The following is a 24,549-nucleotide window of genomic DNA, read 5'->3' on the forward strand; positions in this document are numbered from 1 at the left end:
TCAGGTCAGCGGGAGATACATCACGTGGAGGCCGACCCGGCCGTGCTCCGTGGAGTCGAACGCGTCCGGGACGGTGCCGATGATCTCGAAGCCGAGCGACTGCCACAGGCGTACGGCGGTGGTGTTGGTCTCCACGACGGCGTTGAACTGGATGCCGTGGAAGCCGTTGTCCTTGTGCCAGGCCACGCAGTAGTCGCCCAGGACCCGGCCGACACCCTTGCCGCGGGCGTTCGAGGAGACCATGAACGAGGCGGTGCCGATGTGGCTGCCGCGGCCGGGGCGGTTGGGGCCCATCTTGGCGCTGCCCAAGATCTCGTCGCCCTCCACGGCGACGACCACGTGGTCGTACATCCAGAGGTCTCTGGCCTCACCTGAGGAGAGGCCCTCGGGGTAGGCGTAGGTCTCCCCCGCCGCCACGATCTCGGACCAGAACGGGTAGATCTGCGGCCAGTCCTCAGCGGTGGCCTCGCGGATCTGCATCAGAGGTCCTTCTTTCCGTCGATGGCCTCGCGCATCAGGTCGGCGTGGCCGCAGTGGCGGGCGTACTCCTCGATCATGTGGACCAGGATCCAGCGCAGGGAGACAGGCTCGCCCGTGCGGCTCTTCGCGACCGCGACCTGGTCGAGCGATGCGGCAGCGTCGACGATCTCGTTGGATCGGGCGACGGCGGCGCGGAGCATCGCACGGAGCTCCTCGGGGTCGTCGCCGCCGGCGCTGCGGAACTCCCAGTCCGGATCGTCGGGCGGTGCCGCGTCCCAGGGCGGGACCGGGTCACGGCCGAGAAGACGTACGCCGAACCAGAAGTCCTCGGCCGAGGCCACATGCTTGATCAGGCCCGCGAGGGTCATCGTGGTCGGCGGGACGGGACGGTTCAACTGCTCGTGGTCGAGGCCCTCGACCTGTTTGAGCAGGGTGGCGCGGTGGAAGTCCAGGAAGCCTCGCAGCATCGTGGTCTCATCGGCGGTGTAGGGCGCCCCCGACGGCAGCCGGGTGTCCTCGAAGAGGGGCTCGGTCATGGGCGTCACCGTAGAGCCAACCGAGATAGACGCGCGATCCACTTTCGAAGAACTGAAACACGTTCTACAGTGTCGGCATGTCACAGATCGCCCCGGAGAAGCCGCTCAGAGTCGTCGTCTGGTCCACCGGGACGGTGGGACGTCATGCGATCGCGGGTGTCGACGCGCATCCAGACCTGGAGCTGGTCGGGGTCTGGACCTCGACGTCGGCGAAGTCCGGGATCGACGCCGGGGAGCTGGCCGGGCTCGGGCGCACGCTCGGAGTGGCCGCGACGACGTCCCGCGACGAGCTGCTCGCGCTCACCCCGGACTGCGTGGTGCACGCGGCGATGACCGACGACCGGGTCTTCGAGTCGATCGAGGACCTGACCGGGCTGATCCGGGACGGGGTCAACGTGGTCTCGTCGGGCCCGGTGATCCTCGTCCACCCGCAGGGCACGCTGCCGGACGAGATGATCGCGGGCATCGACGAGGCCGGGCGCGAGGGTGGTGCGTCGCTGCACGTCAACGGCATCGACCCGGGCTTCGCCAACGATGTGCTCCCGCTGGCGATCACGTCGCTGTCGCAGCGGATCGACCACCTCAAGGTCTCCGAGATCGCCGACTATTCGACCTACTACCAGCCGGTCGTGATGAAGGACCTCTTCGGTTTCGGCGGCTCCATGGACGACAAGCCGTTCCTGTGGGAGCCCGGCATCCTGAGCACGGCCTGGGGTCCGGTCGTGCGCGTGCTCGCCGCCGGGCTCGGCGTGACCCTGGACGAGCCGCTCGTGGAGCATGTCGAACGCCGGCCGGCGACGAAGGACACCAAGACCGTGTCGGTCGACATCGCCGAGGGCACCCAGGGGTCGGTGCGGTTCACCGTCACCGGGACGGTCGACGGCGAGCCCCGGATCACCCTCGAGCACGTGACCCGCACCGATGCCGCGTCCGACCCCGACTGGCCGGTGCCGGCGACCGGCGACGGCTGCTACCGGGTCGAGGTCACCGGCGAACCGTCGATGACCCTCGACTTCAGCCACCACGGCGAGCACGGCGACCACAACGTCTCCGGGATGATCGTCACCGCCCAGCGCCTGGTCAACGCGATCCCCGCCGTCGTCGCCGCCTCCCCCGGCCTCCTCTCCCCCCTCGACCTCCCCCTGATCACCGGCCGCGGCCTCGTCACCGGCACCCCCTGACCGACCGACACCCCGCTGCCGAGAAGTCACGTATGCAGGTCGAGACGTCACTGCGTACATCTCGATCTGCAGGAACGACTTCTCGGCCCGCGGGAGTGACTCCTCGGCCTGCGGGAGTGACTCCTCACCCCGCACACGTGACCCCTCGACCTGCAGAAGTGACTTCTCGACATGTTTGGAGACCCAGATGAATATTCTCGAGCGATTCGACCTGACCGGGCACGTGGCTGTGGTGACCGGGGCGGGGCGCGGGATCGGGGCGGCTACGGCGGTGGGGCTGGCGGAGGCCGGGGCCGACGTGGTGATCGCCTCGCGCACCGAGAAGCAGCTGCGGGAGGTGGCGGCGCGGGTCGAGGCGGCGGGGAGGCGGGCGTTGGTGGTGCCCGGTGACCTCGCCGACGTCGAGGTCGCGGCGGGGCTCGCGGAGCAGGCGTACGAGGAGTTCGGGCGGCTCGACATCGTGGTGAACAACGTGGGCGGGACGATCCCGAACACGTTCCTCGACACCGACGAGGGCTACCTCGAAGAGGCCTTCCACTTCAACGTGACCACCGCGCACGCGCTCACGCGGGCGGCGGTGCCGTTCATGGTGAAGAGCCCCGACGGGCAGCAGTCGGTGGTGTCGATCAGCTCGATGATGGGACGTACCGCCGGGCGCGGTTATCTCGCCTACGGCACCGCGAAGGCGGCGCTGGCCCACTGGACGAGGCTGGCCGCGACCGACCTGGCTCCGCGGATCCGGGTGAACGGGATCTTCGTCGGGTCGGTGATGACCAGCGCCCTCGAGTTCGTCGCGGGCGACGACCGCATGCGCGGCGAGATCGAGCAGAAGACGCCGCTGGGACGCATCGGAGAGGCCGAGGACATCGCGGCCGCGGCGGTCTACCTGACCTCGCCCGCCGGCCGGTTCGTCACCGGGAAGATGCTCGAGGTCGACGGCGGCACCGAAGCGCCGACCCTCGACCTCAAGCTCCCCGACATCGCTCCATGATCCTCAGACCGTGACGTCCTTGTGCCAGGACTCGGTGATGTAGTCGGTCACCCAGCCCATCGACTTGTAGAGACCATCGGCGCCGGTCGGGCTGTCGGCGTCGACCTCCAGGCAGACGCGGTCGCGGCCACGCTCGAGCGCGTCGCCGATGACGGCGTGCAGCAGCCCTTTGGCCACCCCGCGGCCGCGAGCGTGACGGTTGACGCCGATGTATTCGACATAGGTGCCCTCGACGCCGGCGGCGTTGGCAGGCAGCACCGAGGCGACCAGCGAACCGGCCGGCACCTGGGCCTCGCCGTCGGGGTCGACCTCGCCGTCGGTGTTGTCGACGTACGCCAACCACCAGTGGTCCCAGCGGTGGCCGGGCTCCTCGCGCAGCCGCTGCACGAACTCCGGAAAGCTCTCCCGGTAGGAGTTGAAGTGGTCCTGGAAAGACTCCTCCAGCGTGTGGTGGACCGTCTGCAGGTCGACCGCGACGGGCAGGCCGTTCTCATGGGTCTCGACGGGGTGGATCGTGACGCCGTCGCGAAGAGCAGGCACGTCTTCGCCGGGCACGACCGGACGGCTCATGTGCAGCCAGGTGCGCTTGTTGGTGAACTGCGCGTCGGCCAGCCACTCCCGCTGCACGGTGTCGTCGGCGAACGGGCTGGCGTCGAGATGGGACTCGGTGATGCCGCGGAACTCCGCCATGGCCCGCCCCTGCTCCTCGAGCCAGGCGTAGAGCCCGGCCGCGACCTCAGCCGCCTGGTCGATGGTGCGATCGACGTAGAGGTAGACCAGGGTGCGTCCGGCGGCGCGGTCGTGGGCGATCGCCCAGGCGCGTACGTCACCGGCGGGGTCGACCGCGAGGAGCTGCTGCCGGGTCCAGGACGCGGCGCCGGCGACCTCGCCCGCGATCACGTCGGAATCGACGTTGTCCGAGCCTTCGAAGGGTGTCTTGTCGGCGGCCCGCAGCCTGAGCAGCGCGGGCAGATCGTCGAGGTCTGGGACCTTTGTCGTCCAGTCGTCAGGAAGGGCCACGGGCGTCTCGCTCTGGTCGCTCACACCCCTATTCTCCCAAACCTTAGGGTGAGTCGACCCACTGGTCCTCGCCGGGAACCAGCACAGACGCTCCCGCGGTGAGCTCGGCGAGGAGCGACTCGAGGCGTTCCTCCTCCGCCGGCGGGGCCCCGATCCGCAGCGTCACGGCAGCGCCGTAGCTGGTCTCCAGGACGGTCACACCGCTGGCGCGCAGGTCGGTCTCGAGGCGTCCGGCGGTGTCGTGGGCGACCTCGATCCGATACTCCCTGACCAGCTCGCGACGCAGGGTGCCGACCTCGTCGAGGGCGCTGCGTACGGCGTCGGAGTAAGCCCTGACCAGACCGCCGGCGCCGAGCAGGGTGCCGCCGAACCAGCGGGTCACCACGGCCACCGTGTCGGAGACCTCGGCGCCGCGCAGCACCTCGAGCATCGGCGCGCCGGCGGTGCCGGCCGGCTCGCCGTCGTCGTTGGAGCGCTCGACCGGCTGCGGCGGCCGACCGATCCGGAAGGCGGAGCAGGTGTGCCGGGCGTCCCAGTGCTCCTTGCGCAGCCGCTCGACGACCGCGCGCGCCTCCGCCTCGTCGGCGACACGCACCAGCGTGCACAGGAACCGCGACCGCTTCACCTCGATCTCGGCGTCGCCGTCGCGGGCGATGGTCAGATAGTGCATGTCACCTCCCGGGCCATCACCAGACTCCCAGCACGCTGCCGCCGATGCGAACGATGAACCCGGCGACCACGACGATGAAGAAGACGCGTACGAACCCGGCTCCCTTCGCCACCGCGGTGCGCGCCCCGAGGTAGCCACCGATCAGGTTGCACACGCCCATCACCAGGCCGGTGCGCCACATCACCGCACCGAGCGGGACGAAGACGGCCAGCGCGGCGAGGTTGGTGGCCACGTTGGCCATCTTCGCCTTCGCGCTCGCCTCCAGGAACGAGTAGCCGAGCAGGCCGACGAGCCCGATGACCAGGAAGCTCCCGGTGCCGGGACCGAGGGCGCCGTCGTAGAACCCGACCCCGAGCCCGACCGCCATCGCGCCGATCACGTGCCGGTGGTCGTTGAACTTCAGAGCGGTCTGCTCGCCGAGCGACGGCTTGAAGACGACCCACGCCCCCACTAGGACCAGCGCGACCAGCACGATGGGTTCGAAGACCGACGAGGGCAGATGCGACGCCACCCCCGCCCCCAGCGCCGAGCCGACGAACGCGAGGATCATCAGCGGGATGAACGTCTTCGGGTCGGGACCGACGCGGCGATAGTAGGTCGCCGCGCTGATCGAGGTGCCGAAGACCGAGGCCAGCTTGTTGGTCGCGAGCACCTGCACGGGCGCGGCGCCGGGCAGGAAGAGCATCAGCGCCGGCAGCTGGATCAGCCCGCCTCCACCGACCACCGCATCGACATACCCTGCGGCCAGGGCCGCCACCGCGAGCAGGGCGAGTACGTTCAGGGACACCTCTGGCACTGGCGCACCTTAACCTTCGGCCCGGCCCGAGCCGGAATCGATTTTCTCAGCCCGCGAGAAACCCCACGGCGGGGTTCAGCCGGCCCACCAGCCGCGGCCGCCGAACGCGTCCGGGTAGTCCCCGTAGCTGTTCGACGTACGCCGCGCCGTCCTGTCACCCAGATAGGAGCCGACCACCGCGGCGCCGAGATCGTCGAGCTCGGGCGCGACGACACGACCTTCGACCCGACGGGCCATGGAGTCGATGAAGCGGGCCAGACCGGGGTCGTCGCCGAGACGGAAGAAGGTGGTCTGCGCGCCGAGCCGGCGCGAGCTCTCCAGCTCCTCGACCGACTTCGCGATGGTCACCGGGTGGGGCGGGTAGGAGAACCAGACCTCGCCACCCTGCTCCAGATGCGCGGTCGGCTCGCCGTCGGTGACGATCAGGAGCACCGGCTGGGCGCCCGGGTGCTTGCGAAAGTGCCGGTTGGCCAGCAGCAGGGCGTGATGCAGGTTGGTGCCCTTGTCCCAGATCGCGTCGAGAGCGGTCAGCTTCTCGATCTCCATCGTCTGTGCGTAGCGGCCGAACGAGATCAGCTGCAGGTCGTCGTTGCGGAAGCGGCTCTTGATCAGGGTGTGCAGCGCGAGCGCGGTGCGCTTCATCGGCACCCAGCGACCGTCCATCGCCATCGAGAAGCTGGTGTCGACCAGGAGCGCGACCGCGGCCTGCGTACGCGCCTCGGTCTCCTGCACCTCGATGTCGTCGACGCTCAGCCGGACCCCGGGCCCCTTCCGCCCCTCGCCGACCTCGCGGATGACGGCGTTCGTGATCGTGCGAGGTACGTCCCAGGGTTCCGTGTCGCCGAAGGCCCATGGCCGCGAGGAGCCGGAGAGGTCGCCCGCAGCGCCGGCGCGCTGCAGGTCGCGCTCGCCCTGTCGTCCGGAGAGCCGCTGGGCGACGTCGCGGAGGAGGGCCTTGCCGAGCTGGCGCATCGCCTTCGGGGTCAGCCGGAGGTCGCCGTCGGAGCCCCGCTCGAGCTGTCCGGAGTCGCGCAGCGCCTGCTCGAGCTGCTGCAGCGTACGTGCGTCGACGGCGGCCTCGTCGCCGAGCTGGCGCGAGAGCGCGTCGAGGTCGATGTCGTCGAGCCGCGAGCCTGCGTAGGACTGCTGGAGCTGCTCGGAGAGCCGGTCGAGCTCGGCGACGTCCTGCAGCACGCCGGTGCCGTCGCCGAGGCCGAGCCCCTCACCGCCGCCGAACTCCTCGGCGCCGTACCAGTCCTCGCCGGGCCGCGCCGTCTGCAGGTTGGCGTCGAGCTGGGCCATCTGCTCCATCAGCGCCGGCGACCCGAAGGCCTGCTCGGAGAGCTCCATGAGCTCACGGCGCTGCTCGGCCGACATCGAGTTGAACATCCGCTGGGCGGCCGCCGAGCGCTGCGCGAGAGTGTCGAGCAGCTCGTCGATGTTCTGCGGGTTCTCCGGGAAGTTCTGGCCGTGCTTGGCCATGAACTCCTCGAAGTCCTCCGGGGTGTCTTCACCGCGGTTGTGCTTGTCGAGCAGGGCGTTGAGGTCGCGGAGCATCTCGGCGATCGCCTCGCGGTCGGCGTCGTCGGCGCCCTCGAGCGCCTGCTTCATCCCCTTGAACCGCTGGTCGAGGAGCTCACGGCCGAGCAGGTCCTTGATCTTCTCGTAGGCCTCCCGCGCGTCGCGCGAGGCCCAGTCGTAGGAGGAGAGCTCGCTGACCGCGGCCGCCGTGGTGGGCGAGAGGTTGTCGATCTGCATCTCGCGGAACGCGCGGTCGCCGTCGTCCATCGTGACGTCGCGGGCCAGCTGCTTGCGCTCCTCGAGCACCGCCTTGTCGAGCAGCTCGCGCACCTGCTCGAGCGTGCCGTCGAGGTTGTGCCGTTGGAGCAGGTCACGACGCCTCTCGGCGACCTGTCGGGCGATGTCGTCGAGACCGCGCTGGTCCTGCCCGCCGCGCCGCAGGAACTCCCGCATCGCCCGCTCGGGCGAGTAGCCGGCCATGACGTCCTCGCCGATCGCGTCGAGCGCCTCGGCGATGTCGACCGGCGGGGCGAGCGGGTCGCCCCCGTCGTACTTCTTGTAGCGGCTCATGCCGTGCCGCCTGACTGATCAGCCATAGATCGTCTCGTCACCGTCGGTGTCCTTGCCGATCTTTCGCGCGAGGAAGAGGCCTTCGAGGGCGAGCTCGATGGCGCTGGCCCGCTGGCCGTCGTTCGCGGGGCCGCCGGTGGCCTCGTAGACGCGGTCGCCGATCTGGTCGTAGAGGTCGGACTCGCCCAGCACCGGGAGGCCCTCGAGGAACGACCGGGCGGAGATCTTGGTGCCGGTGGTGACCATGCGGCCGTCTTCGATGGCCTCGACGAGGAGCGCGAAGTTGAGCCCGCGGAACCGCGTGCGCACCGTCTCGGCCACGGCCGTACGCAGCAGGTGGGTGAGGATGTCGGCCTCGCGGCCCTCCTCCCCCGACTCGAACTCGATCTTGCCGCCGAGCACCTCGACCGCTGTCTCCAGGTCGACCAGCCGCGCGACCGCGTCGGCCTCGCCCTGCACGGTGGCCCGGTGGAGCGCGGCAGCGGCGACGGTCTCGGCCCCGGCGATCGAGAATCGCGCCGAGACGCCGGAGCGCTGGTCGACCGAGGAGGAGCCGCGCAGGTGGCGGGTGAAGACGGCGAGCACCTCGAGGAGGTGGTCCGGCACGTCGGCGACCAAGGAGGCCTCCTGCCGGATCACCGCCAGCTCGGCGGCGAGCTCACGCGGATAGTGGGTGCGGATCTCGGCGCCGAAGCGGTCCTTGAGCGGGGTGATGATGCGGCCGCGGTTGGTGTAGTCCTCCGGGTTGGCCGAGGCCACCACGAGCAGGTCGAGCGGCAGCCGCAGGACGTAGCCGCGGATCTGGATGTCGCGCTCCTCCATGACGTTGAGCATCGCGACCTGGATGCGCTCGGCGAGGTCGGGCAGCTCGTTGATCGCCACGATCCCGCGGTGGGAGCGCGGGATCAGGCCGAAGTGGATCGTCTCCGGGTCACCCAGCGAGCGCCCCTCGGCGACCTTCATCGGGTCGACGTCACCGATCAGGTCGGCGACGCTCGTGTCGGGTGTGGCCAGCTTCTCCGCGTAGCGCTCGGAGCGGTGCTTCCAGGCGACCGGCAGCGTGTCGCCCTGCTCCGCGGCGGCGCGTTGCGACGCCACCGATACCGGCTCGTAGGGGTGCTCGCCCAGCTCGGAGCCCTCGATGACCGGGGTCCACTCGTCGAGCATCTCCGCCAACGTACGCAGCAGCCTGGTCTTGCCCTGACCGCGCTCGCCCAGCAGCACGACGTCGTGCCCGGCGATGAGGGCGCGCTCGAGCTGCGGGATGACGGTGTCCTCCAGCCCGTGCAGCCCGGGCCACGGGTCTTCGCCGGCAGCCAGCTTCGCCAGCAGGTTGTCGCGGATCTCCTCGCGGAGCGACTTGAACACATGGCCACTCGCGCGAAGCTCGCCGAGGGTGCTGATCGTGGGTGCGGCAGTCACGGCCGCAACGCTACGCCGCCGTCCAACCCCCGGGTAGCGGAAGCACGCTCGCCCCGCCCCGCCGGTCGACCGTCCCCGACGCTGGCGAGCAGGTCGTCGACCCGCTCGCGGGTCAGCTCGGTGCGGTCGAGCTCACCGACCTCGTCGAGGATCGCGACGACCTCGTGCAGGGTGGCGCGGGCCTGGTCGACACGGTCGGTCTCGCGCTCGATGACGGCGCGGCGTACGAGCACCTTCGCCTCGCTCCACCGGCTGCGCTCTTCGAGATGGCGGGCCAGCTCATGGCGCAGGAGATGTTCGGCGTCGGTGTAGCGCTCGAGACCGATCAGGGCGTCGGCGAGGGTCAGCCGCGGAGAGGACGACTCGACGTCGACGGGGTCCTGGCCGATCTCGTCCTCGATCAACCGCACCGCGTCCTGGTAGCGCTCCATCCGCACGTAGACCTCGGCCAGCCCGATCAGACTGCCTCGAGCGCGGTCGGCCATGCCGGCGACATCGGCGACGGCGTAGGCCTCCTCGAGCACCGCGACCGCCTCGTCGAGCGACCCGGTCATGCTCAGCGCCTGGCCGCAGTTGGACAGCGACATCTCCAGCCCCGCCGCCGCCCCGGTCTCGCGGAACACCTCGGCGGCAGCACGGAACTCCGAGATCGCGCGAGGCAGGTCGCCCGCCCGTGCCCGACTGATCCCGAGCTGGTTGCGGATGTAGGCGGCATCCACCTCCTGACCTGCCTCGATGGCCGCCTCCAGGCCGATCTCCTGCAGCGCGACGACCTCGGCGGGCGAGTGCCGCATGGAGAGGTTGAACATCTTGTTCACCAGCTGGTACGCCGCCCCCAGCAACCCCCGGCGCACAGCGAGCCGCACGGCGAGCCCCAGGTCGGGCCACTCCCGTTCGCCCCAGGAGCGGGCCTGCTGCGAGGTGGCGAAACCGAGCGCCACCACGTCGGGCACGAGCGGGTCCAGCGTCATCAGCCGGTGGGACGGCCCGTCGATCTCGGCGGCCGCGACGAGCGAGTGGGTATACCAGCTCACCAGGCGTCGCACGGCCGCCTCCGACTCCTCCGCCGAGCCCATCTCGAGCGCGTAGTCGCGCACCAGGTCGTGGAGCACGAAGCGCCCGGGGCGATGCTCGCGGAGCAGGTTGGCCTCGGTGAGCCGGTCGAGGAGCCGTCGGGCCGGGCCGGTGCCGACACCGGCCAGCGCCGCCGCGCACGGCACGCTGAGGTCGGATCCGGGGTGCACCGCGATCCTGCGGAACATCGCCCGCGACTCGGCATCGAGCGCGTCGTAGGACCACGAGAAGACGGCCCGCAGATCGGTGAGCGGGTCGTCGGCGGTCTCGAGCGCCGAGAGCCTGCTCGACTCGCCGTCGAGCTCGGCGACGAGGGCGGCGAGAGAGACGTCGGGGTGCCGGCCGCATCGCTCGGCGGCGACCGCGAGCGCCAGCGGGAGGTGGCCGCACATCTCCGCGAGCGTGCGCACCGTCGCCTGGTCGGTGGCCCGATCGCCCAGCCGCTGATGCAGGAAGGCCACCGACTCGCCCGGGGTGAGCATGTCGAGACCGATCCGCTTGGCACCCTCGCGAGCGGCGAGCCCGCGCATCTGGCTGCGACTGGTCACCAGCGCCAGCGACTCGCCGCCGGGGAGCAGCGGCCGCACCTGCTGGGCGTCGCGGGCGTTGTCGAGCACGAGGAGCACGCGCCGTTGCGCGAGGGTCGTACGCAGCAGGGCGGAGGCCGCGTCGACATCGTCGGGCACGGCCTCACCGTCGACGCCCAGACCGATCAGCAGGCCCGAGAGCGCCTGCTCGGGGTCCATCGGCTCACCCGGGCCGTAGCCGCGCAGGTCGATGAAGAGCTGGCCGTCGGGGAAGTGCTCGAGCGTGCGATGCGCCCAGTGCACCGCCAGCGCGGTCTTGCCGGCCGCACCGACGCCGTGCACGACGACCACGCTCGGCCAGCCCGACTCGTGGGCGATGGTCACCGCGTCGAGCAGTCGCAGCTCGACATCGCGGCCGGAGAAGCTGGGCACGTCGGCGGGAAGCTGGTGCGGGACGGTGTCGGCCGCGGCCGTGGAGTCCTCCTCCGAGGTGCGCTGCTCGGGCACCACCGGCTCGCCTCCGGACGGCGCGATCTCCGGGGTCGCCACGTCGCCGACCAGCAACCGGGTGAAGATCGAGCGCAGCTCCGTGCCGGGGTCGGCGCCGAGCTCGTCGGCCAGCCGCGACCGCACCTCCTCATAGGCCTCCAGCGCCTCGGCCGTACGCCCCGCCGAGGCCAGCGCCTCCAGCAGCACCGCCCACAACGACTCACGCAGCGGGTGATCGGCCACCACGCGACGCACGTCGGCGACCGCCTTCGTGGCCCGTCCGGCGGCGACGTCGAGCGAGGCGCGATCCTCCAACGCGGCCAGGTAACGGTCGACCAGCCACGGCCGCATGATCTCCGCCAACGGCTCGCCGGCGGGCTCGTCGAAGGGGGCGCCTCGCCACAGGTCGATCGCCTCTTCGAGACGCTCATAGACCCCGGCGCCCTCGGCACCGCCGTGCCGGCCGGTCGCGTCGAGCAGGTCGACGAAGGCCAGCGCGTCGACCGACGAGCGGGGCAGGTCGAGGATGTAGCCACCGGCCGCGCGGCGTACGACCTCCTTGCCGAGCACGCGACGCAGCCGCCCGATGTAGGTGTGCAGGCTGCCGCGCGGGTTGTCCGGCAGCTCCTCACCCCAGATGCGGTCGGCGAGAAGGTCTGCGGAGACCGGGTTGCCGGCCTCCATGGCCAGCAGCGCCAGCAGGGTGCGGGGGCGGCGCCCGGGCACCTCCACGAGCGCACCGGCGCGCGTGACCTTGAGGGGGCCGAGCAGACAGATGCTCACATCCGTCACCGTTCCACCCCCACCGTCCGAACCGTCCCGAGCCGATCGCGCCTGAGAGCCACGCTGCAACCATAGTGGGGCGGCGATGGCCCATGCGACCCGGAATCGGTCGTTGTCAAGGCATCTGTTCAGCATCCGACCCTCGTGCCACACAATGTCCCCATGTCCGTCTTCGGTAACCCTTCCGGATCAGCCGCCTCGACGCACTCGCTCCAGCGAGCCTGCCCCTGCGGTGCCGCCTCGACCTACGGCGCGTGCTGCCATCGGCTGCACCGCGGCGGGGCGAGCGCCGAGAGCCCTGAGGAGCTGATGCGCAGCCGCTATGCGGCGTACGCCGTCGGCGACTGGGACTACGTCTTCCGCACCTGGCATCCCGCCACCCGCCCCCACGACCTGGGCGAGGCCGGCCACGACACCGGTCTGAGGTGGACCGGCCTCACCGTCGAAGGGTCCGGGCTCGACGACGAGACGCACGGGTGGGTGAGGTTCCGAGCCGCCTACCAGGCTCCGGACGGCGCGGGGGAGCTCTCCGAGCACAGCCGGTTCGAGGTGCGCGCCGGACGCTGGCTCTACGTCGACGGCACCATCGACGGCGAAATTGTTGACCAGGTGTAGCCGCCACGAACCCGCGGCGAAACTCCTCTGAAAACATTCATCTGAAGGTAAAGGCTCCCCACGATCGGGAAATGAGCACGCGACGTCCCGCACATCAGGTGGACTAAGACCCCCGGAGGCGACAGACTCTAGGGCGTGACCACCGACGCGACCGAAGACCTCACCGGTCTCGAGCCATCGGCGCGCTCGCTCCTGGACGCGGTCATCGCGATGTCGAGCGAGCTCGATCTGAGCGCCATGCTCGAGCGGATCACCCGGTCGGCCTGCGAGCTGACCGGAGCCGGCTACGGCGCCCTGGGCGTCCTCGGCTCCGACGGCGACCTCCAGGACCTGATCACCTTCGGCCGCCAGCAGGAGCCGACGCTTCGGGTCGTGGGCAAGAGCCACGGGCGCCGCGCGCGAGCCGATGTCGAGGCCGAGAACCCACCGACCACTCCTCCCTCCGGCACCCGCGTCGCTGACGTCAAGGCGCCCGAGGCGCTGCGGATGCTCACTCCCAGCGGCTCCGCCAGCGAGACCAGCGGTGATGGCGGCAGCCATGCGCTGCGTACGGGCGACCCCGGCAAGCGCCGGTTCCTCGAGGTGCCGCTGCGGATCAAGGATCACGACTTCGGACACCTGCTGCTCTCGGAGAAGGCCGGCGGCGCCGACTTCACCAACCACGACGAGCAGCTCGTCGTCGCGCTCGCCCGGGCCGCCGGCGCCCAGATCGACAGGGTGCGCGAGCTCGACCTCAGCGAGCAGCGGCGCAAGTGGCTCGAGGCCAGCGCCGAGCTCAACCGGGCCCTGACCCCGCCGCTGGACCACACCGTCGCGCTCGAGCGGATGTGCGAGACCGCCCTACCGCTGATGCGGGCGATCGGCGTCGGCGCCGGCACCCGCATCGAGCACGGCCTCGTCTCCGGCGTCGCCGCCGTCTCCGGTCAGGAGGATCGGGTGCGCGCGGTGACCGAGAAGATCCCGGTGCTCATCGACCGACGCATCATCGAGCCCCTCGACCTGGAGGTCGACGGTCTGCACGTCGTCGTCGCCCCGGTGCGCTCCACGCTCGCCGGCCGCGGTGCCCTGCTGGCCATCTACGAGAAGGCCTCCGAGGCTCAGGACGAGCACGAGCGCGAGCTCTTCTTCGGGTTCGCCGGCCAAGCCGCCCTCGCGCTCGACCGGCTCCGCGCCGTCGAGGACCGCGCCGACCTGGCCGTCATCACCGACCGCGACCGGATCGCCCGCGACCTGCACGACGTCGTGATCCAGCGCCTCTTCGCCATCGGTCTCCAGCTGGAGGCTCTCGGACGTGACCCGCTCGAGGTCGAGAGCCTCTCCCAGCGGCTCTCCGACCAGGTCGACGCGCTCGACCAGACGATCAAGGACGTACGCGGCTCGATCTTCGACCTCAGCAACCACGACGCCTCCTCGCTGCGGGCGCAGGTGCGCGAGGTCGTCCGGGAGTACGCCGGGGTCATGGACTTCACCCCCGAGATCAAGATCACCGGGCCCGTCGACACCGCCGTGCCCGAGGCCGTACGCAACCACCTGCTGCCGGTGCTGCGCGAGGCCGTCTCCAACCTGGCCCGGCACGCTCAGGCCCACAGCGCCCAGATCGAGCTGACCCTCGAGGACGACGAGATCAAGCTGGTCGTGCGCGACGACGGCAGCGGGGTGCCCGAGGAGGCAGAGGAGAGCGGGCTGAAGAACGCCCGCTGCCGCGCTGTGCAGCTCGGCGGTCAGCTCGAGATCGGCCCCGGCAAGCCCGGCGGCACCGAGCTGGTCTGGCAGGTGCCGATCACCGCCGGGGTCTAGCTGCCGCGGCGCGGCTGGAGCAGCTCCTTGGCCATCAGCGCCGCCTGCGTACGCCGCTGCACGCCGAGCTTGGCGAGGATGCTGGAGACGTAGTTCTTGACGGTCTTCTCGGCCAGGAACATGCGGCCGGCGATCTCGCGGTTGGTCAGGCCCTCGCCGATGAGGGCGAGCAGTCGCTTCTCCTGCGGCGTGAGCGCCTGGACCTGCTGCGACTCGCCCTCGGGGTTGCGCATCCGCTCGAGCACCTTCGCCGTCATCACCGGGTCGAGCAGCGAGCCGCCGCCGGACACGGTGCGGATCGCCTCGACCAGGTCGTTGCCTCGGATGTCCTTGAGCACGTAGCCCTTCGCTCCGGCCATGATCGCCGAGAAGAGGGCCTCGTCGTCGTCATAGGAGGTCAGGATGAGCGCGAGCATCTCGGGGTAGGCCGCCCGGACCTCGCGACAGACCTCGATGCCCGAGCCGTCGGGGAGCCTGGCATCGAGCACGCAGACATCTGGCCGCAGCCGGTCGATGTCTTCGCGCGCCTGGGCGGTCGTGCCGCCCTGACCGACGACGGTGATGTCGTCATGGCTGTCGAGCAGGGTCGTCAGCCCCTGACGTACTACCTCGTGGTCGTCGAGCAAGTAGACCCGGATCGTCCTTGGCTCGGTCAACACCGTCTCGCTTCCCCATCCGTTGCAGGTCGACCACGCTATCGGTCAACCCGAGGCCGGTCGATGTATGAGTCATCCACAACACGGTTTTCGTTCCGCCGAGCGGACCGTCGGGTGATCCATCTGATCGATATGAGCCATCTGGCCGGCCATCTGTGGTGCCATCCTCCCGCGAGAGCACTTCGTGCGCCAGCGACGTGGCGGTCGAGGTGTCCAGATGAGCCAAAGGTTCGTCCAGAACCAGGACCTTGTGCCCGGCCAGCATCGACCTCGCCACCGCCAGCCTCGCCCGCTCACCACCCGAGACCTGGGCGGCGCCGTCACCGAGCCTGGTGTGCAGCCCCGCAGGAAGGGCGTCGAGCCACGCACCGAGGTGCGCTCGCCGGATCGCTGCCTCCACGTCGGCATCGGTCGCCGCCGGCCTGGCGAGTCGCACGTTCTCCACGAGGCTGGAGGCGAAGACGTGCGGGTCGTCGTCGACGAGGCCGACCTGGGTGCGTACGTCGCCGGGGTCGAGGTCGCGGATCGAGTGAGCGCCGAGGGAGATCGTGCCGGTCTCGGGGTCGAGGAAGCGCAGCATCAGTGCGGCCATGGTGCTCTTGCCGGAGCCGGACGGGCCGACGATGCCGATCCTCGCTCCCGGGGTGATGTGCAGGTCGGGGAGCTCGACGGGCTGTCCGTCGCTGGTGCCGTCCGGGCTGGTGCTGCCGGGCCGGGCGGTGACGGCGTCGAACGTGATCGTGACGTCCTCGGTCGGCTGCTTCGGGTGGGTGGGCGCGACGACCGCCGGTGAGCGGTCGGTGAGCTCGTCGAGGCGGCGACGCGCGGCGCGGGTGCGGGCCCTGGCAGCCCCGGCGTCGGCCAAGGTGGCCGCCGGCTCGGCCAGCGCCAGCGGCACCAGCACGAGCAGAGCCAGCATCGGCCCGTCGGAGGTGCCCGCGTAGGCGGCCGTAGCCGCGACCGCCGCACCGCAGGTGACCAGCACCACGGCCTTCGCGACGGCCGAGGACCCAGCAGCCGTCACGGTCGATCTGGTGGCTCTGCGAGCGAGGTCGCCGAGGGCCTGCAGCACCGGCTCGCTCGCCTGCCACATCCTGCGCTCGGTGGCCGTCTGCACAGCCTCGACCACCTGCTCGGAGACCCGTGCCCGCACCTGGATCGAGGTCTCCTCGGCCCGTGCTGCGCCGGCGTACGCGATCCAGTAGGCGGCGGCAGCCGCGAGCACCGTGGCCGCGGCCAGGGCGGAGGCCACCGGGTCGATGAGGGCGGTCACGGCTACCGCGAGAGATGCTGCGACGGCGTACTCCCTGACGGGCAGGCGCACCCGCAGCTCCTCGTCGAGCACGGCGTCGACATCGTCGACGACGCTCGCCAGCACATCGCCCCTGCGGCCCGGGAGCGCGCCCGGCACCAACGGCACCAGCGCGTCGTAGATCTCGACCCGCCGCTTCGCCAGCAGCCTCAACGCGCTGTCGTGGGACCACAGCCGCTCCAGATAGCGCAGCACCGGCCGCGCGATCCCGAACGTCCGCACCCCCACCATCGCCACCACCAGCGTGAGCACCACCGGGTGGTAGGAGGCCTTGATGATCAGCCACCCCGCCAGCGCCGTCAGCGCCACCCCCGAGGCCCAGCTCAACCCACCGACCACCGCCGCTCCCCACAACGCCCCCCGCCCCGCCGAGAAGTCACTCACGCCGGTCGAAGCGTCACTCCTGCAGGTCGAAGCGTCAGTTCTGCAGGCCGAGACGTCACCGGATGCCGCTTCGGCCTGCAGAAGCGACCTCTCGACCTGCAGGGGTGACTCCTCGGCGGGGAGGGTGATGAGCTGGTCGGCGAGGTCGATGAGGGGTTGGCGGTGGGCGACGAGGACGACGGCGCGGTCGCGGGACAGCGCGGTGACGGTCTCGGCGATGATCCGCTCGGTGTCGGCATCGAGGTGGGCGGTGGGCTCGTCGAGGAGGACCCAGGGACGATCGGAGAGTACGACGCGGGCCAGGGCCAGACGTGCGCGCTCGCCGGCCGACAGCGACCGACCGTCCTCGGCGAGGTCGGCGCCGAGGCCGCCCGGAAGCTCGGCGATCCGCTCGGCGAGAGCGACGCGCTTGAGCACCCGCCACAGGTCGCTCTCGGCCGCGTCACTCGCACCGAGGCGGAGGTTGTCGGCGATCGTCCCGCCGACGAAGACCGGTCGCTGGGGCAGGTAGGCGAAGCGTTCACGCCAGCCGTCGCCCGCGGCCGGGGTCTGCCCGTCGAGCTCGACCGTGCCGGCGTACGTCTCGTGCAGGCCTGCCATCGTCGCCAACAACGTCGACTTGCCGCATCCGCTCGGGCCGACGATGGCGGTGATCCCACGGTCGGGGATGCTCGCGCTCGCCGGCGACAGCGCCGGCTGTCGCCGGTCGGGATAGGTCAGTGCCACCTCGTCGAGCTCCAACCCCACGCCGAGAGGTCGCTCCTGCAGGTCGAGTCGGCAATCGGTGACCTCTCGACCTGCAGACGTGACGTCTCGACCTGCGGGGGTGACTTCTCGGCTGGCGGGGGTGAGGGTGGCGGTGGCTTCGAGGGTCGCGGAACCCTCGGCGGCGGCGTGGAACTCGGTGCCGACGCGGCGCAGGGGCCAGTAGGCCTCGGGCGCGAGGAGCAGTACGACGAGAGCGGTCTGCAGGTCGACCGAGCCGGAGGCGAGGCGGATCCCGATGGTCACGGCGACGAGGGCGACCGAGATGGTGGCGACGAGCTCGAGCACCGCGGCGGAGGCGAAGGCGATCTTGAGCGTCTCGAGGGTGCGTCGGCGGTAGCGGTCGGTGATCGCCGCGATGACCCTCGACTGGGCCGATGCCCGGCCGAAGGCGACGAGGGTCGGCAGACCCCGCATCACGTCGAGGAAGTGGCCGGCGAGCGCCGCCATCACCCGCCACTGGCTGGTCGCCTGGTCGCGGGTGGCCAGGCCGACCAGCACCCCGAAGATCGGGATGAGCGGCAACGTGAGCAGCACGATGAGGCCGCTGAGCGGGTCGGTCCAGGCGATCACCGCAAGCACCATGACGGGAAGCACGCAGGCCAGCACGAGCGCGGGCACATACCGCGTCAGGTAGGGCTCCGCGGCCGAGACACCGCGGGTGGCCAGGGCCGAGAGCGACCCCGAGCTGCCGGTCTGCCCGCGCAGGATGGCGCCGACGACCCGACGCCGCAGATCCGCCCCCACGACACCGGCCGCCCGTGCCCCGGCGAGGTCGGAGGCCACCCCGAGCACCCCGCGGCCGACGAACACGGCGATGACCGCAAGACCCCAGTCCCCCACGCCCCAGCCGTTCACACCCCAGCCGCTCACCGTCCCCGAGCCACGCACCGCGGCGATGAGCAGCCCCGCGACGGCGTACGTCTGGGCGATCAGCAGCACGGCCCCGAGCACCCCCGCCGCGACCACCACGGCGAGCGGGCGGCGCGCGACCATCAGCTGGGCGCGAAGGCGGGGGTCGTTCGGGCGCATCAGAGCATCATCAACAGCGCATCAGTGGCCGGCGGGGATGTGGTGGATCGAGATCCGCTTGCGGAAGACCCAGTAGGTCCAGGCCTGGTAGCCCAGCACGAGCGGCGCGAACAGCGCTGCGGCGATGGTCATCAGCTTCAGCGTGTAGGGCGTCGCGGCGGCGTTGGTCGTCGTCAGCGAGTTGGCGACGGACGTCGTCGACGGCATCACGTCGGGGAAGAGCCCCACGAAGAGCCCGGCCACCGCCAGCCCAATCGCCAAGAAGGTGCCGGTGAAGGCGACCCCCTCACGACCGGCGTACGCAGCCGCGAGCCCGCCCACGAGCGCCAGCGCCGCCACCACGAAGAGCACCGCGGTCGCCAGGTTGCCGGTCAGCACCTGGGTCCAGACCAGGAACACGACGGCGAGCACGGCCGCGACGACACCGAGCTTGAGCGACAGCGCGCGGGCCCGGGCCCGGATGTCGCCGTCGGTCTTGAGCGCGATGAACAGCGCCCCATGGGTCACGAACAGCGACAAGGTCACGAGCCCGCCCAACAGCCCATAGGGGTTGAGCAGCGTGAGCACCGATCCGGTGAACTCGAAGTCGCCGTCGATCGGCACCCCGCGCACGATGTTGGCGAACGCCACGCCCCACAGGAACGCGGGCACGTAGGACCCGAAGATCACCGCACGGTCCCACCACCCGGCCCAGGTGGCCGAGGGCCGCTGGTGGCGGTACTCGAAGGCGACCCCACGCAGGATCAGCGCGATCAGGATGATGAACAGCGGCAGGTAGAAGCCGGAGAACAACGTGGCGTACCACTCCGGGAACGCCGCGAAGGTCGCTGCGCCCGCGGTGATCAGCCAGACCTCGTTGCCGTCCCAGACCGGGCCGATCGTGTTGATCATGACGCGTCGCTCGCGGTCGTCTCGGGCCAGCACCGGGAGCAGCATCCCTACGCCGAAGTCGAAGCCCTCGAGCACGAAGTAGCCGATCCACATCGCGCCGATGAGGCAGAACCAGACAGTCGTGAGTTCCATCGGTCGCTCCTCAGTACGCGAAGTTCATCGGCTCGTCGGCATCCGAACCATCAGGGTCGGAGCCGCGCAGGGACGGATCAGGTGGCTCGACGAACGGGTCGGGCCCGAGCTTCACGTACTTGATGAGCAGGCCCACCTCGATGACGGCGAGCACCGCATAGAGCGCGGAGAACCCGAGCAGCGACATCCAGACCTCCCAGGGCTCGACGCCCGGAGAGACCCCCTGAGCGGTCGTCAGCACCCCGAAGACCACCCACGGCTGGCGCCCCATCTCGGTGAAGATCCAGCCCATCGAGTTGCCCAGCAGCACCATGATCGGCGCCGAGATCGCCAGCGCGGGCAGGAACCGTCCGATCAACCCCGAGGGCGTACGCCCCTTGCGAGTCAGCCACAGCACCGCCAGCCCGACGAGACCACCGACGACGCCGAGGCCCATCATCCAGCGGAAGGTCCAGTAGGTGACCGGGATGTTCGGGGTGTAGTCACCGGGCGAGTAGTAGGTCTCCCCCGGCGTCTCGCCGTACGTCGATCGGTACTTCTCCTGCAGGTCGTAGATGCCCTCGACCTTGCCGTCGAAGGTGCCGGTGCCGAGGAAGGAGAGCACGCAGGGCACCTCCAGCGCCCACTTCTCGTGCTTCCCGTCGCGGGTGCCGATGGTGAGCACGGAGAACGGCGCGCACGAGTCGGACGTCTCCCACAGCGCCTCCGCGGCCGCCATCTTCATCGGCTGCACCTCGGTCATGATCTTGCCCTGGATGTCGCCGGAGACGGCCACACCGACGCCGGAGAAGACCATGATCCAGGCGGCCAGCACCATGCCGCGCCGGTACATCGGCCGCTCCGAGCCGTCACGACCCGGCCGGCGCAGGTAGAGCCAGCCCAGGATGCCGAGCATGAACGCCGCCGAGGTCAGGTAGGCGGCGAGGATGACGTGCGGGAACGTGCCCAGCTGCACCTTGTTGAACATCACCGCGGCGAAGTCGGTGAGCTCGGCGCGGCCGGTGACCTCGTTGAACTTGTAGCCGACCGGGTGCTGCATCCAGGAGTTGGCCGCGAGGATGAACCACGACGACGCCAAGGTGCCCAGGTGGACGATCCACATGCACGCGTTGTGCAGCGCCCGCGGAAGCTTGTCCCAGCCGAAGATCCACAGCCCGAGGAAGGTCGACTCCAGGAAGAAGGCCAGCAGCGCCTCGATCGCCAGCGGCGCCCCGAAGACGTCGCCGACGAAGCGCGAGTAGTCCGACCAGGTCATCCCGAACTGGAACTCCTGCACGATCCCTGTGACCACACCGAGCGCGAAGTTGATCAGGAAGAGCTTCGCGAAGAACTTCGTCAGCCGCAGCCACTCGGGGTTCTTCGTACGCAGCCAGATCGTCTCCAGCACGGCGACGAGCATGGTGAGTCCCACCGTGAGCGGGACGAACAAGAAGTGGTAGACGGTCACGATGCCGAACTGCCACCTGGCTAATTCCAGGACGCTGTCCACGCTCGCCACTATGTCACTGTCGTCCCACGAGTCTCAGCACCCCCTCTGACGGGGTACGCCACGTGTGAGCCACCGCACGAGTCGGACGGGTCGGACGGGCAGAAATGCCAGAACCCGGCCGCCCTGGGCTCGAGGTCACGACCGCGGGGGGATGACCGCGACCTCGAGTCCGGGACGGCCGGGCTCTGTTCAAGTCCTTGTGTCACCAGGCCGCACCAGGTGGGGGAACTGATGCGACTCGGGTGTCACCCAAGACATTTCCAACCGAGGCGAGCCCCGGCCGGTGAGATCACTATCTCATCATTCGACGCATGTGATTGCGGTCTGAGACGGACTGTTTACGTACTGTAGACAGGTAACCTGCGTACCTGTCGGCCTCATACATCACCGATACAGCGTCTCCACAGGACCCCGGGTAAGCATGGACGGTACGTTGAGGCAGTACACGATGCTGTGGTCGACAGGGTGCCGCTAGCACCGGAGCCGCACCAGTGACTGTGCCAGACCGCAGAGCCAGACCGTGGGCGAGGAGGAGCGATCATGTCGGATCGAGGAGGGGTCCTCTCGAAGGTCGTCGACGAGATCGCGGGCTACGTCGAGACCGGTCTCAACGTGCATCTGGTCGGTCCCCGCGCCTCCGGACGCAGCGAGATCTGCTCGCTGATCGCCGCGCGACTCGAGGACGCCGGCTCGCCGGTGCTCCAGATCAGCGGACACCGGGCCTGGCAGAACGAGCCGTTCGCGGCACTGATCGCCGCAGGCATCGGCACCAGCGCCACCCCCGGCCCACGCCGCACCATCGGCGAGATGACCGCGGCGCTGAGCAAGCAGCTCGACGGCGACACGATCGTGGTGATCGACGATGCCGACAGCCTCGACACCTACTCGGTCGGCGCGCTGCGCAACATCCACCGCCAGCGACGCCTTCTCGCGGTGACCAGCAGCCGCCACCAGCACCCGGTCGCCGAGAACACCTTGATGCTCGGCATCTCGCCGGCCGTGCAGGTGCGCACCCCGACGCTCGACGTCGGCGAGGTGCACGAGGTGTGCCGGGCGATCCTCGGTGGTCCGGTGGAGGCCGGTTCGCTGGCGCGCGTCACGATGGTGACCGGCGGTCTGCTCGGGCTGGTCCGCGCTGTCGCCACCGTCGGCCCCCGCACCGGCATCCTCGAAGAGCTCGACGGACTGTGGCGGCTGCCGCGGCGTACGGGATGGGCGCCTGAGCTGGCCGCGGCCGTCGAACCGCTCGTGGCCGGGCTCGACCAGAGCGCGTGGGACGGCGCTACCGCGCTCGCGGTGACCGGCCCGGTGCCGCTCGACGAGGCCGAGAAGATGGTCGAGCGCAGCGTGCTCGAGGCGCTCTTCGCCAACGGGCTCGCCCGACACAGCGAGGACGGCCCGGGCAGCGGCGTCGTGGGTCTCTACCCGCCGATGATCGGCGACTACCTGATCACCGAGGGCTCGGCGTTCGGCCTGGTGATCGCGCGCAACCACCTCGACTCCGAGCAGCAGCTGATCGACCATGCCACCCAGCGACCCCGCGGCGCCGACGCGGCCCTGCTCCATCAGCGCTCGCTGCACCAGATGGCCGACGAGGTCTCCCGGGCACGCCGGGCCTGGACGGAGGCGCCGTCGGCCGACACGGCGCTCCCGCTGCTGGTCGCGCTGCGCAACACGGCCGCGCCACGCGACCAGATCGAAGAGGTCGAGCGACGCACGCCGCTCACCGACAGCCAGGAGGCAGCCTGGATGCTGGCCTGGTTCGCCAGCTGGAAGGCCGTCGAGCTCGGCGACCTGAGCGCTGCCAAGGATGTGCTCGACCGGGGCCTGAGCCGGCTGCCCACCTTCACCGCGACCCTCGAGGGCGCCAAGGCGCACCTGCAGTTCCAGACCGAGTACGTCCCCGAGCAGCCGACCGTGACGCCGGCGCCGCGCGACGAGATCGGCCCGGAGATCCTGGGTGTCGTCGAGGCCGAACGCCACCTCGCGGCCGGGTCCGTCGACCGAGCCCGCGCCGTGCTCGAGGGCATCAATCCGCAGAGCCAGCTGATGGTCGGCATGCAGGCGTTCCTCACCGGGCTGGCCGACGTCTTCAGCGGTGACCTCGACCGCGGGATCGACTTCGCCCACGAGCACCTCGAGGCTGCCCACCGCAGCGCCAACGCCGAGCTCATCCTGGCCCACTCCTACCTGAGCGTGCTCGCTCTGAGCATCGCCGGCCGGCTGGCCGAGGCGAGCCAGGTCGCGTTCCGCACCCTCTCCTCCTCGAGCGTCGCCGCCCATCGCGACCTCGCCCACACCGGCATCCTCACCCTCGGCGCGGAGATCGCGATGGCCCAGGGGCGACCGGAGTACGCGCGCAGCCTCGCCTCCCAGATCGGCGGCGCGAAGGTGCCGCTCGGCCCGTGGCCCGGAATGGTCGCGAGCATCATGGCGCCCACCACGGGCCGCATGCCCAGCCTCAAGGAGCTGTGCGAGCTCGTCGGGCAACGGCTCGATGCCGGCTACACCGTCGGCGCGGTCTTCCTCGCCGTCGAAGCCGTCGAGCGCGGGGTCAACGAGAACAAGCACATCACCAGGGCGGCCGCGCTCGCGGTCGAGAGCGAGAGCCCGCTGCTGCAGGGCATGGGTGCCTACGCGGCCGCGGCCGCCACCGGCGACATCGCCGGGCTGCGCGAGGCGATCGTGACCCTCGCCGACGCGGGTGCCCTGGTCTTCGTGACCAGGGCGGCGATCACGCTGGCGATCCTCCAGCGCGAGGCCGGCGACCTGCACGGCGCCGCCGAGACCCTCGACACGGCGTGGGAGCGGTCGGAGACCAGCGGCAACCGCATCGGCCTGTTCCGTCGCGCGGCGACCCACATCGGCCTCTCGGCCCGCGAGGACGAGGTGCTCAGGCTGCTTCCCGAGGGACGCACCTCGGCCTCGTTGGCCACCGACCTGGAGATGAGCACCCGCACCGTCGAGACCCATCTGCACAACATCAGCCGCAAGACCGGGGTCTCGGGCCGCGAAGACCTGGCCAGGGTCGCGACCACGTGGCTCAGGCCAGTGCCCAACGGCGACTACTCGGCCGGCGCCAAGCACTTCACCAGCGGCTCGTAGAGCTTCTTGCTGGCCGCCTGGTCCTCCTTCGAGAGATCCTCGGGGCTGATCGCGGTGACGTCCTCGGCCTCGACCAGGAAACGTACGGCCTCGTCGGAGAGGTCGGAGTCGTAGTAGGCCTTCGCCAGGCAGTTCATCTGGTCGTCGCTGACCTCGGTGTCACCGCTCATCTCGGCGATCTGGCCCTTGATGTCGGCGACGCTCGGCCGCTCGCTGCCGCATGCGGTCAGGGAGAGCAGGGTGATCATCGAGACCGCGGCGAGCACTGACCGACGCGTGTGGGGGTACGCCATCATGACGACGCATCATGA

18 protein-coding genes are annotated in these 24,549 nt (G+C 70.4%); 5 read left to right on the plus strand and 13 right to left on the minus strand.

The features are described 5' to 3' along the window. Together FB381_RS19015 and FB381_RS19020 are read right to left on the minus strand one after the other, a co-directional pair. The gene (locus FB381_RS19015; protein WP_141781724.1) at positions 1–480 is read right to left on the minus strand and encodes a GNAT family N-acetyltransferase; all 480 of its coding nucleotides are present in this window, start codon (positions 478–480) and stop codon (positions 1–3) included. After that, a complete protein-coding gene (locus FB381_RS19020; RefSeq protein WP_141781725.1) occupies positions 480–1,016 on the minus strand; it encodes a DinB family protein in 537 nt (178 codons plus the stop codon). Before FB381_RS19020 ends, FB381_RS19015 begins: the two co-directional genes overlap by 1 nt. Positions 1,017–1,093: 77 nt before the next feature. Between FB381_RS19020 and FB381_RS19025 the strand changes: the two genes are divergently transcribed. Continuing rightward, the gene (locus FB381_RS19025; RefSeq protein WP_141781726.1) at positions 1,094–2,197 is read left to right on the plus strand and encodes an NAD(P)H-dependent amine dehydrogenase family protein; all 1,104 of its coding nucleotides are present in this window, start codon (positions 1,094–1,096) and stop codon (positions 2,195–2,197) included. 187 nt (positions 2,198–2,384) lie between these two features. After that, positions 2,385–3,188: an SDR family oxidoreductase gene (locus FB381_RS19030; RefSeq protein WP_141781727.1), complete on the plus strand. Its 804-nt coding sequence runs from the start codon at positions 2,385–2,387 to the stop codon at positions 3,186–3,188. Between the two features lie 3 nt (positions 3,189–3,191). Here FB381_RS19030 and FB381_RS19035 read toward each other — a convergent pair whose 3' ends face one another. The 6 genes from FB381_RS19035 to FB381_RS19060 form a co-directional block, all read right to left on the minus strand. Beyond that, positions 3,192–4,232, minus strand: coding sequence for a GNAT family N-acetyltransferase (locus tag FB381_RS19035; protein ID WP_246088198.1), 1,041 nt, complete (start codon positions 4,230–4,232; stop codon positions 3,192–3,194). A 19-nt stretch (positions 4,233–4,251) separates the two neighbouring features. Beyond that, the gene (locus FB381_RS19040) at positions 4,252–4,878 is read right to left on the minus strand and encodes a YigZ family protein (RefSeq protein WP_141781729.1); all 627 of its coding nucleotides are present in this window, start codon (positions 4,876–4,878) and stop codon (positions 4,252–4,254) included. 16 nt (positions 4,879–4,894) lie between these two features. Continuing rightward, positions 4,895–5,665: a TSUP family transporter gene (locus FB381_RS19045; protein ID WP_342778428.1), complete on the minus strand. Its 771-nt coding sequence runs from the start codon at positions 5,663–5,665 to the stop codon at positions 4,895–4,897. Positions 5,666–5,749: 84 nt separating this feature from the next. Next, entirely contained in the window at positions 5,750–7,765 is a 2,016-nt protein-coding gene (locus FB381_RS19050) for a vWA domain-containing protein (RefSeq protein WP_141781731.1), read from the minus strand. 18 nt (positions 7,766–7,783) lie between these two features. Beyond that, positions 7,784–9,187: an ATP-binding protein gene (locus FB381_RS19055; protein WP_141781732.1), complete on the minus strand. Its 1,404-nt coding sequence runs from the start codon at positions 9,185–9,187 to the stop codon at positions 7,784–7,786. Next, entirely contained in the window at positions 9,184–12,069 is a 2,886-nt protein-coding gene (locus FB381_RS19060; protein WP_170225235.1) for an AfsR/SARP family transcriptional regulator, read from the minus strand. Before FB381_RS19060 ends, FB381_RS19055 begins: the two co-directional genes overlap by 4 nt. 153 nt (positions 12,070–12,222) lie before the next feature. Here FB381_RS19060 and FB381_RS19065 point away from each other — a divergent pair, with 153 nt between their 5' ends. Next, entirely contained in the window at positions 12,223–12,675 is a 453-nt protein-coding gene (locus FB381_RS19065; RefSeq protein WP_141781734.1) for a YchJ family protein, read from the plus strand. A gap of 135 nt (positions 12,676–12,810) precedes the next feature. Then, complete coding sequence (locus FB381_RS19070) at positions 12,811–14,472, plus strand: sensor histidine kinase (RefSeq protein ID WP_141781735.1); 1,662 nt, start codon at positions 12,811–12,813, stop codon at positions 14,470–14,472. Here the strand turns inward: FB381_RS19070 and FB381_RS19075 are convergent. The 4 genes from FB381_RS19075 to FB381_RS19090 are packed head-to-tail and all read right to left on the minus strand — an operon-like array spanning position 14,469 to position 21,133. After that, on the minus strand, positions 14,469–15,098 hold the full coding sequence (locus FB381_RS19075) for a response regulator (RefSeq protein WP_342778429.1): 630 nt from the start codon (positions 15,096–15,098) through the stop codon (positions 14,469–14,471). The two genes, FB381_RS19070 and FB381_RS19075, sit on opposite strands and share 4 nt — an antisense overlap. Continuing rightward, on the minus strand, positions 15,040–18,621 hold the full coding sequence (gene cydD / locus FB381_RS19080; RefSeq protein WP_141781737.1) for a thiol reductant ABC exporter subunit CydD: 3,582 nt from the start codon (positions 18,619–18,621) through the stop codon (positions 15,040–15,042). The genes FB381_RS19075 and cydD overlap by 59 nt, the downstream gene beginning before the upstream one ends. Positions 18,622–18,642: 21 nt before the next feature. After that, positions 18,643–19,644: a cytochrome d ubiquinol oxidase subunit II gene (cydB, locus tag FB381_RS19085; RefSeq protein WP_141781738.1), complete on the minus strand. Its 1,002-nt coding sequence runs from the start codon at positions 19,642–19,644 to the stop codon at positions 18,643–18,645. Between the two features lie 10 nt (positions 19,645–19,654). Beyond that, complete coding sequence (locus FB381_RS19090; protein ID WP_141781739.1) at positions 19,655–21,133, minus strand: cytochrome ubiquinol oxidase subunit I; 1,479 nt, start codon at positions 21,131–21,133, stop codon at positions 19,655–19,657. A gap of 540 nt (positions 21,134–21,673) precedes the next feature. On the opposite strand from FB381_RS19090, the gene FB381_RS19095 reads away from it, so the two are divergent. Beyond that, a complete protein-coding gene (locus tag FB381_RS19095) occupies positions 21,674–24,238 on the plus strand; it encodes a LuxR C-terminal-related transcriptional regulator (RefSeq protein ID WP_141781740.1) in 2,565 nt (854 codons plus the stop codon). Here the strand turns inward: FB381_RS19095 and FB381_RS19100 are convergent. Next, a complete protein-coding gene (locus FB381_RS19100) occupies positions 24,199–24,531 on the minus strand; it encodes a hypothetical protein (RefSeq protein WP_141781741.1) in 333 nt (110 codons plus the stop codon). The two genes, FB381_RS19095 and FB381_RS19100, sit on opposite strands and share 40 nt — an antisense overlap. Positions 24,532–24,549 lie beyond the last annotated feature (18 nt).

It is taken from the genome of Nocardioides albertanoniae (assembly GCF_006716315.1).
GTDB classification, from domain to species: Bacteria; Actinomycetota; Actinomycetes; order Propionibacteriales; family Nocardioidaceae; genus Nocardioides; species Nocardioides albertanoniae.

Bases quoted from the DNA above. Each gene is read 5' to 3' on its own strand.
- FB381_RS19015 (WP_141781724.1), bottom strand. From the start codon at position 480: ATGCAGATCCGCGAGGCCACCGCTGAGGACTGGCCGCAGATCTACCCG.
- FB381_RS19020 (WP_141781725.1), bottom strand. From the start codon at position 1,016: ATGACCGAGCCCCTCTTCGAGGACACCCGGCTGCCGTCGGGGGCGCCC.
- FB381_RS19025 (WP_141781726.1), top strand. From the start codon at position 1,094: ATGTCACAGATCGCCCCGGAGAAGCCGCTCAGAGTCGTCGTCTGGTCC.
- FB381_RS19030 (WP_141781727.1), top strand. From the start codon at position 2,385: ATGAATATTCTCGAGCGATTCGACCTGACCGGGCACGTGGCTGTGGTG.
- FB381_RS19040 (WP_141781729.1), bottom strand. From the start codon at position 4,878: ATGCACTATCTGACCATCGCCCGCGACGGCGACGCCGAGATCGAGGTG.
- FB381_RS19050 (WP_141781731.1), bottom strand. From the start codon at position 7,765: ATGAGCCGCTACAAGAAGTACGACGGGGGCGACCCGCTCGCCCCGCCG.
- FB381_RS19065 (WP_141781734.1), top strand. From the start codon at position 12,223: ATGTCCGTCTTCGGTAACCCTTCCGGATCAGCCGCCTCGACGCACTCG.
- cydD (WP_141781737.1), bottom strand. From the start codon at position 18,621: ATGCGCCCGAACGACCCCCGCCTTCGCGCCCAGCTGATGGTCGCGCGC.
- cydB (WP_141781738.1), bottom strand. From the start codon at position 19,644: ATGGAACTCACGACTGTCTGGTTCTGCCTCATCGGCGCGATGTGGATC.
- FB381_RS19095 (WP_141781740.1), top strand. From the start codon at position 21,674: ATGTCGGATCGAGGAGGGGTCCTCTCGAAGGTCGTCGACGAGATCGCG.
- FB381_RS19100 (WP_141781741.1), bottom strand. From the start codon at position 24,531: ATGGCGTACCCCCACACGCGTCGGTCAGTGCTCGCCGCGGTCTCGATG.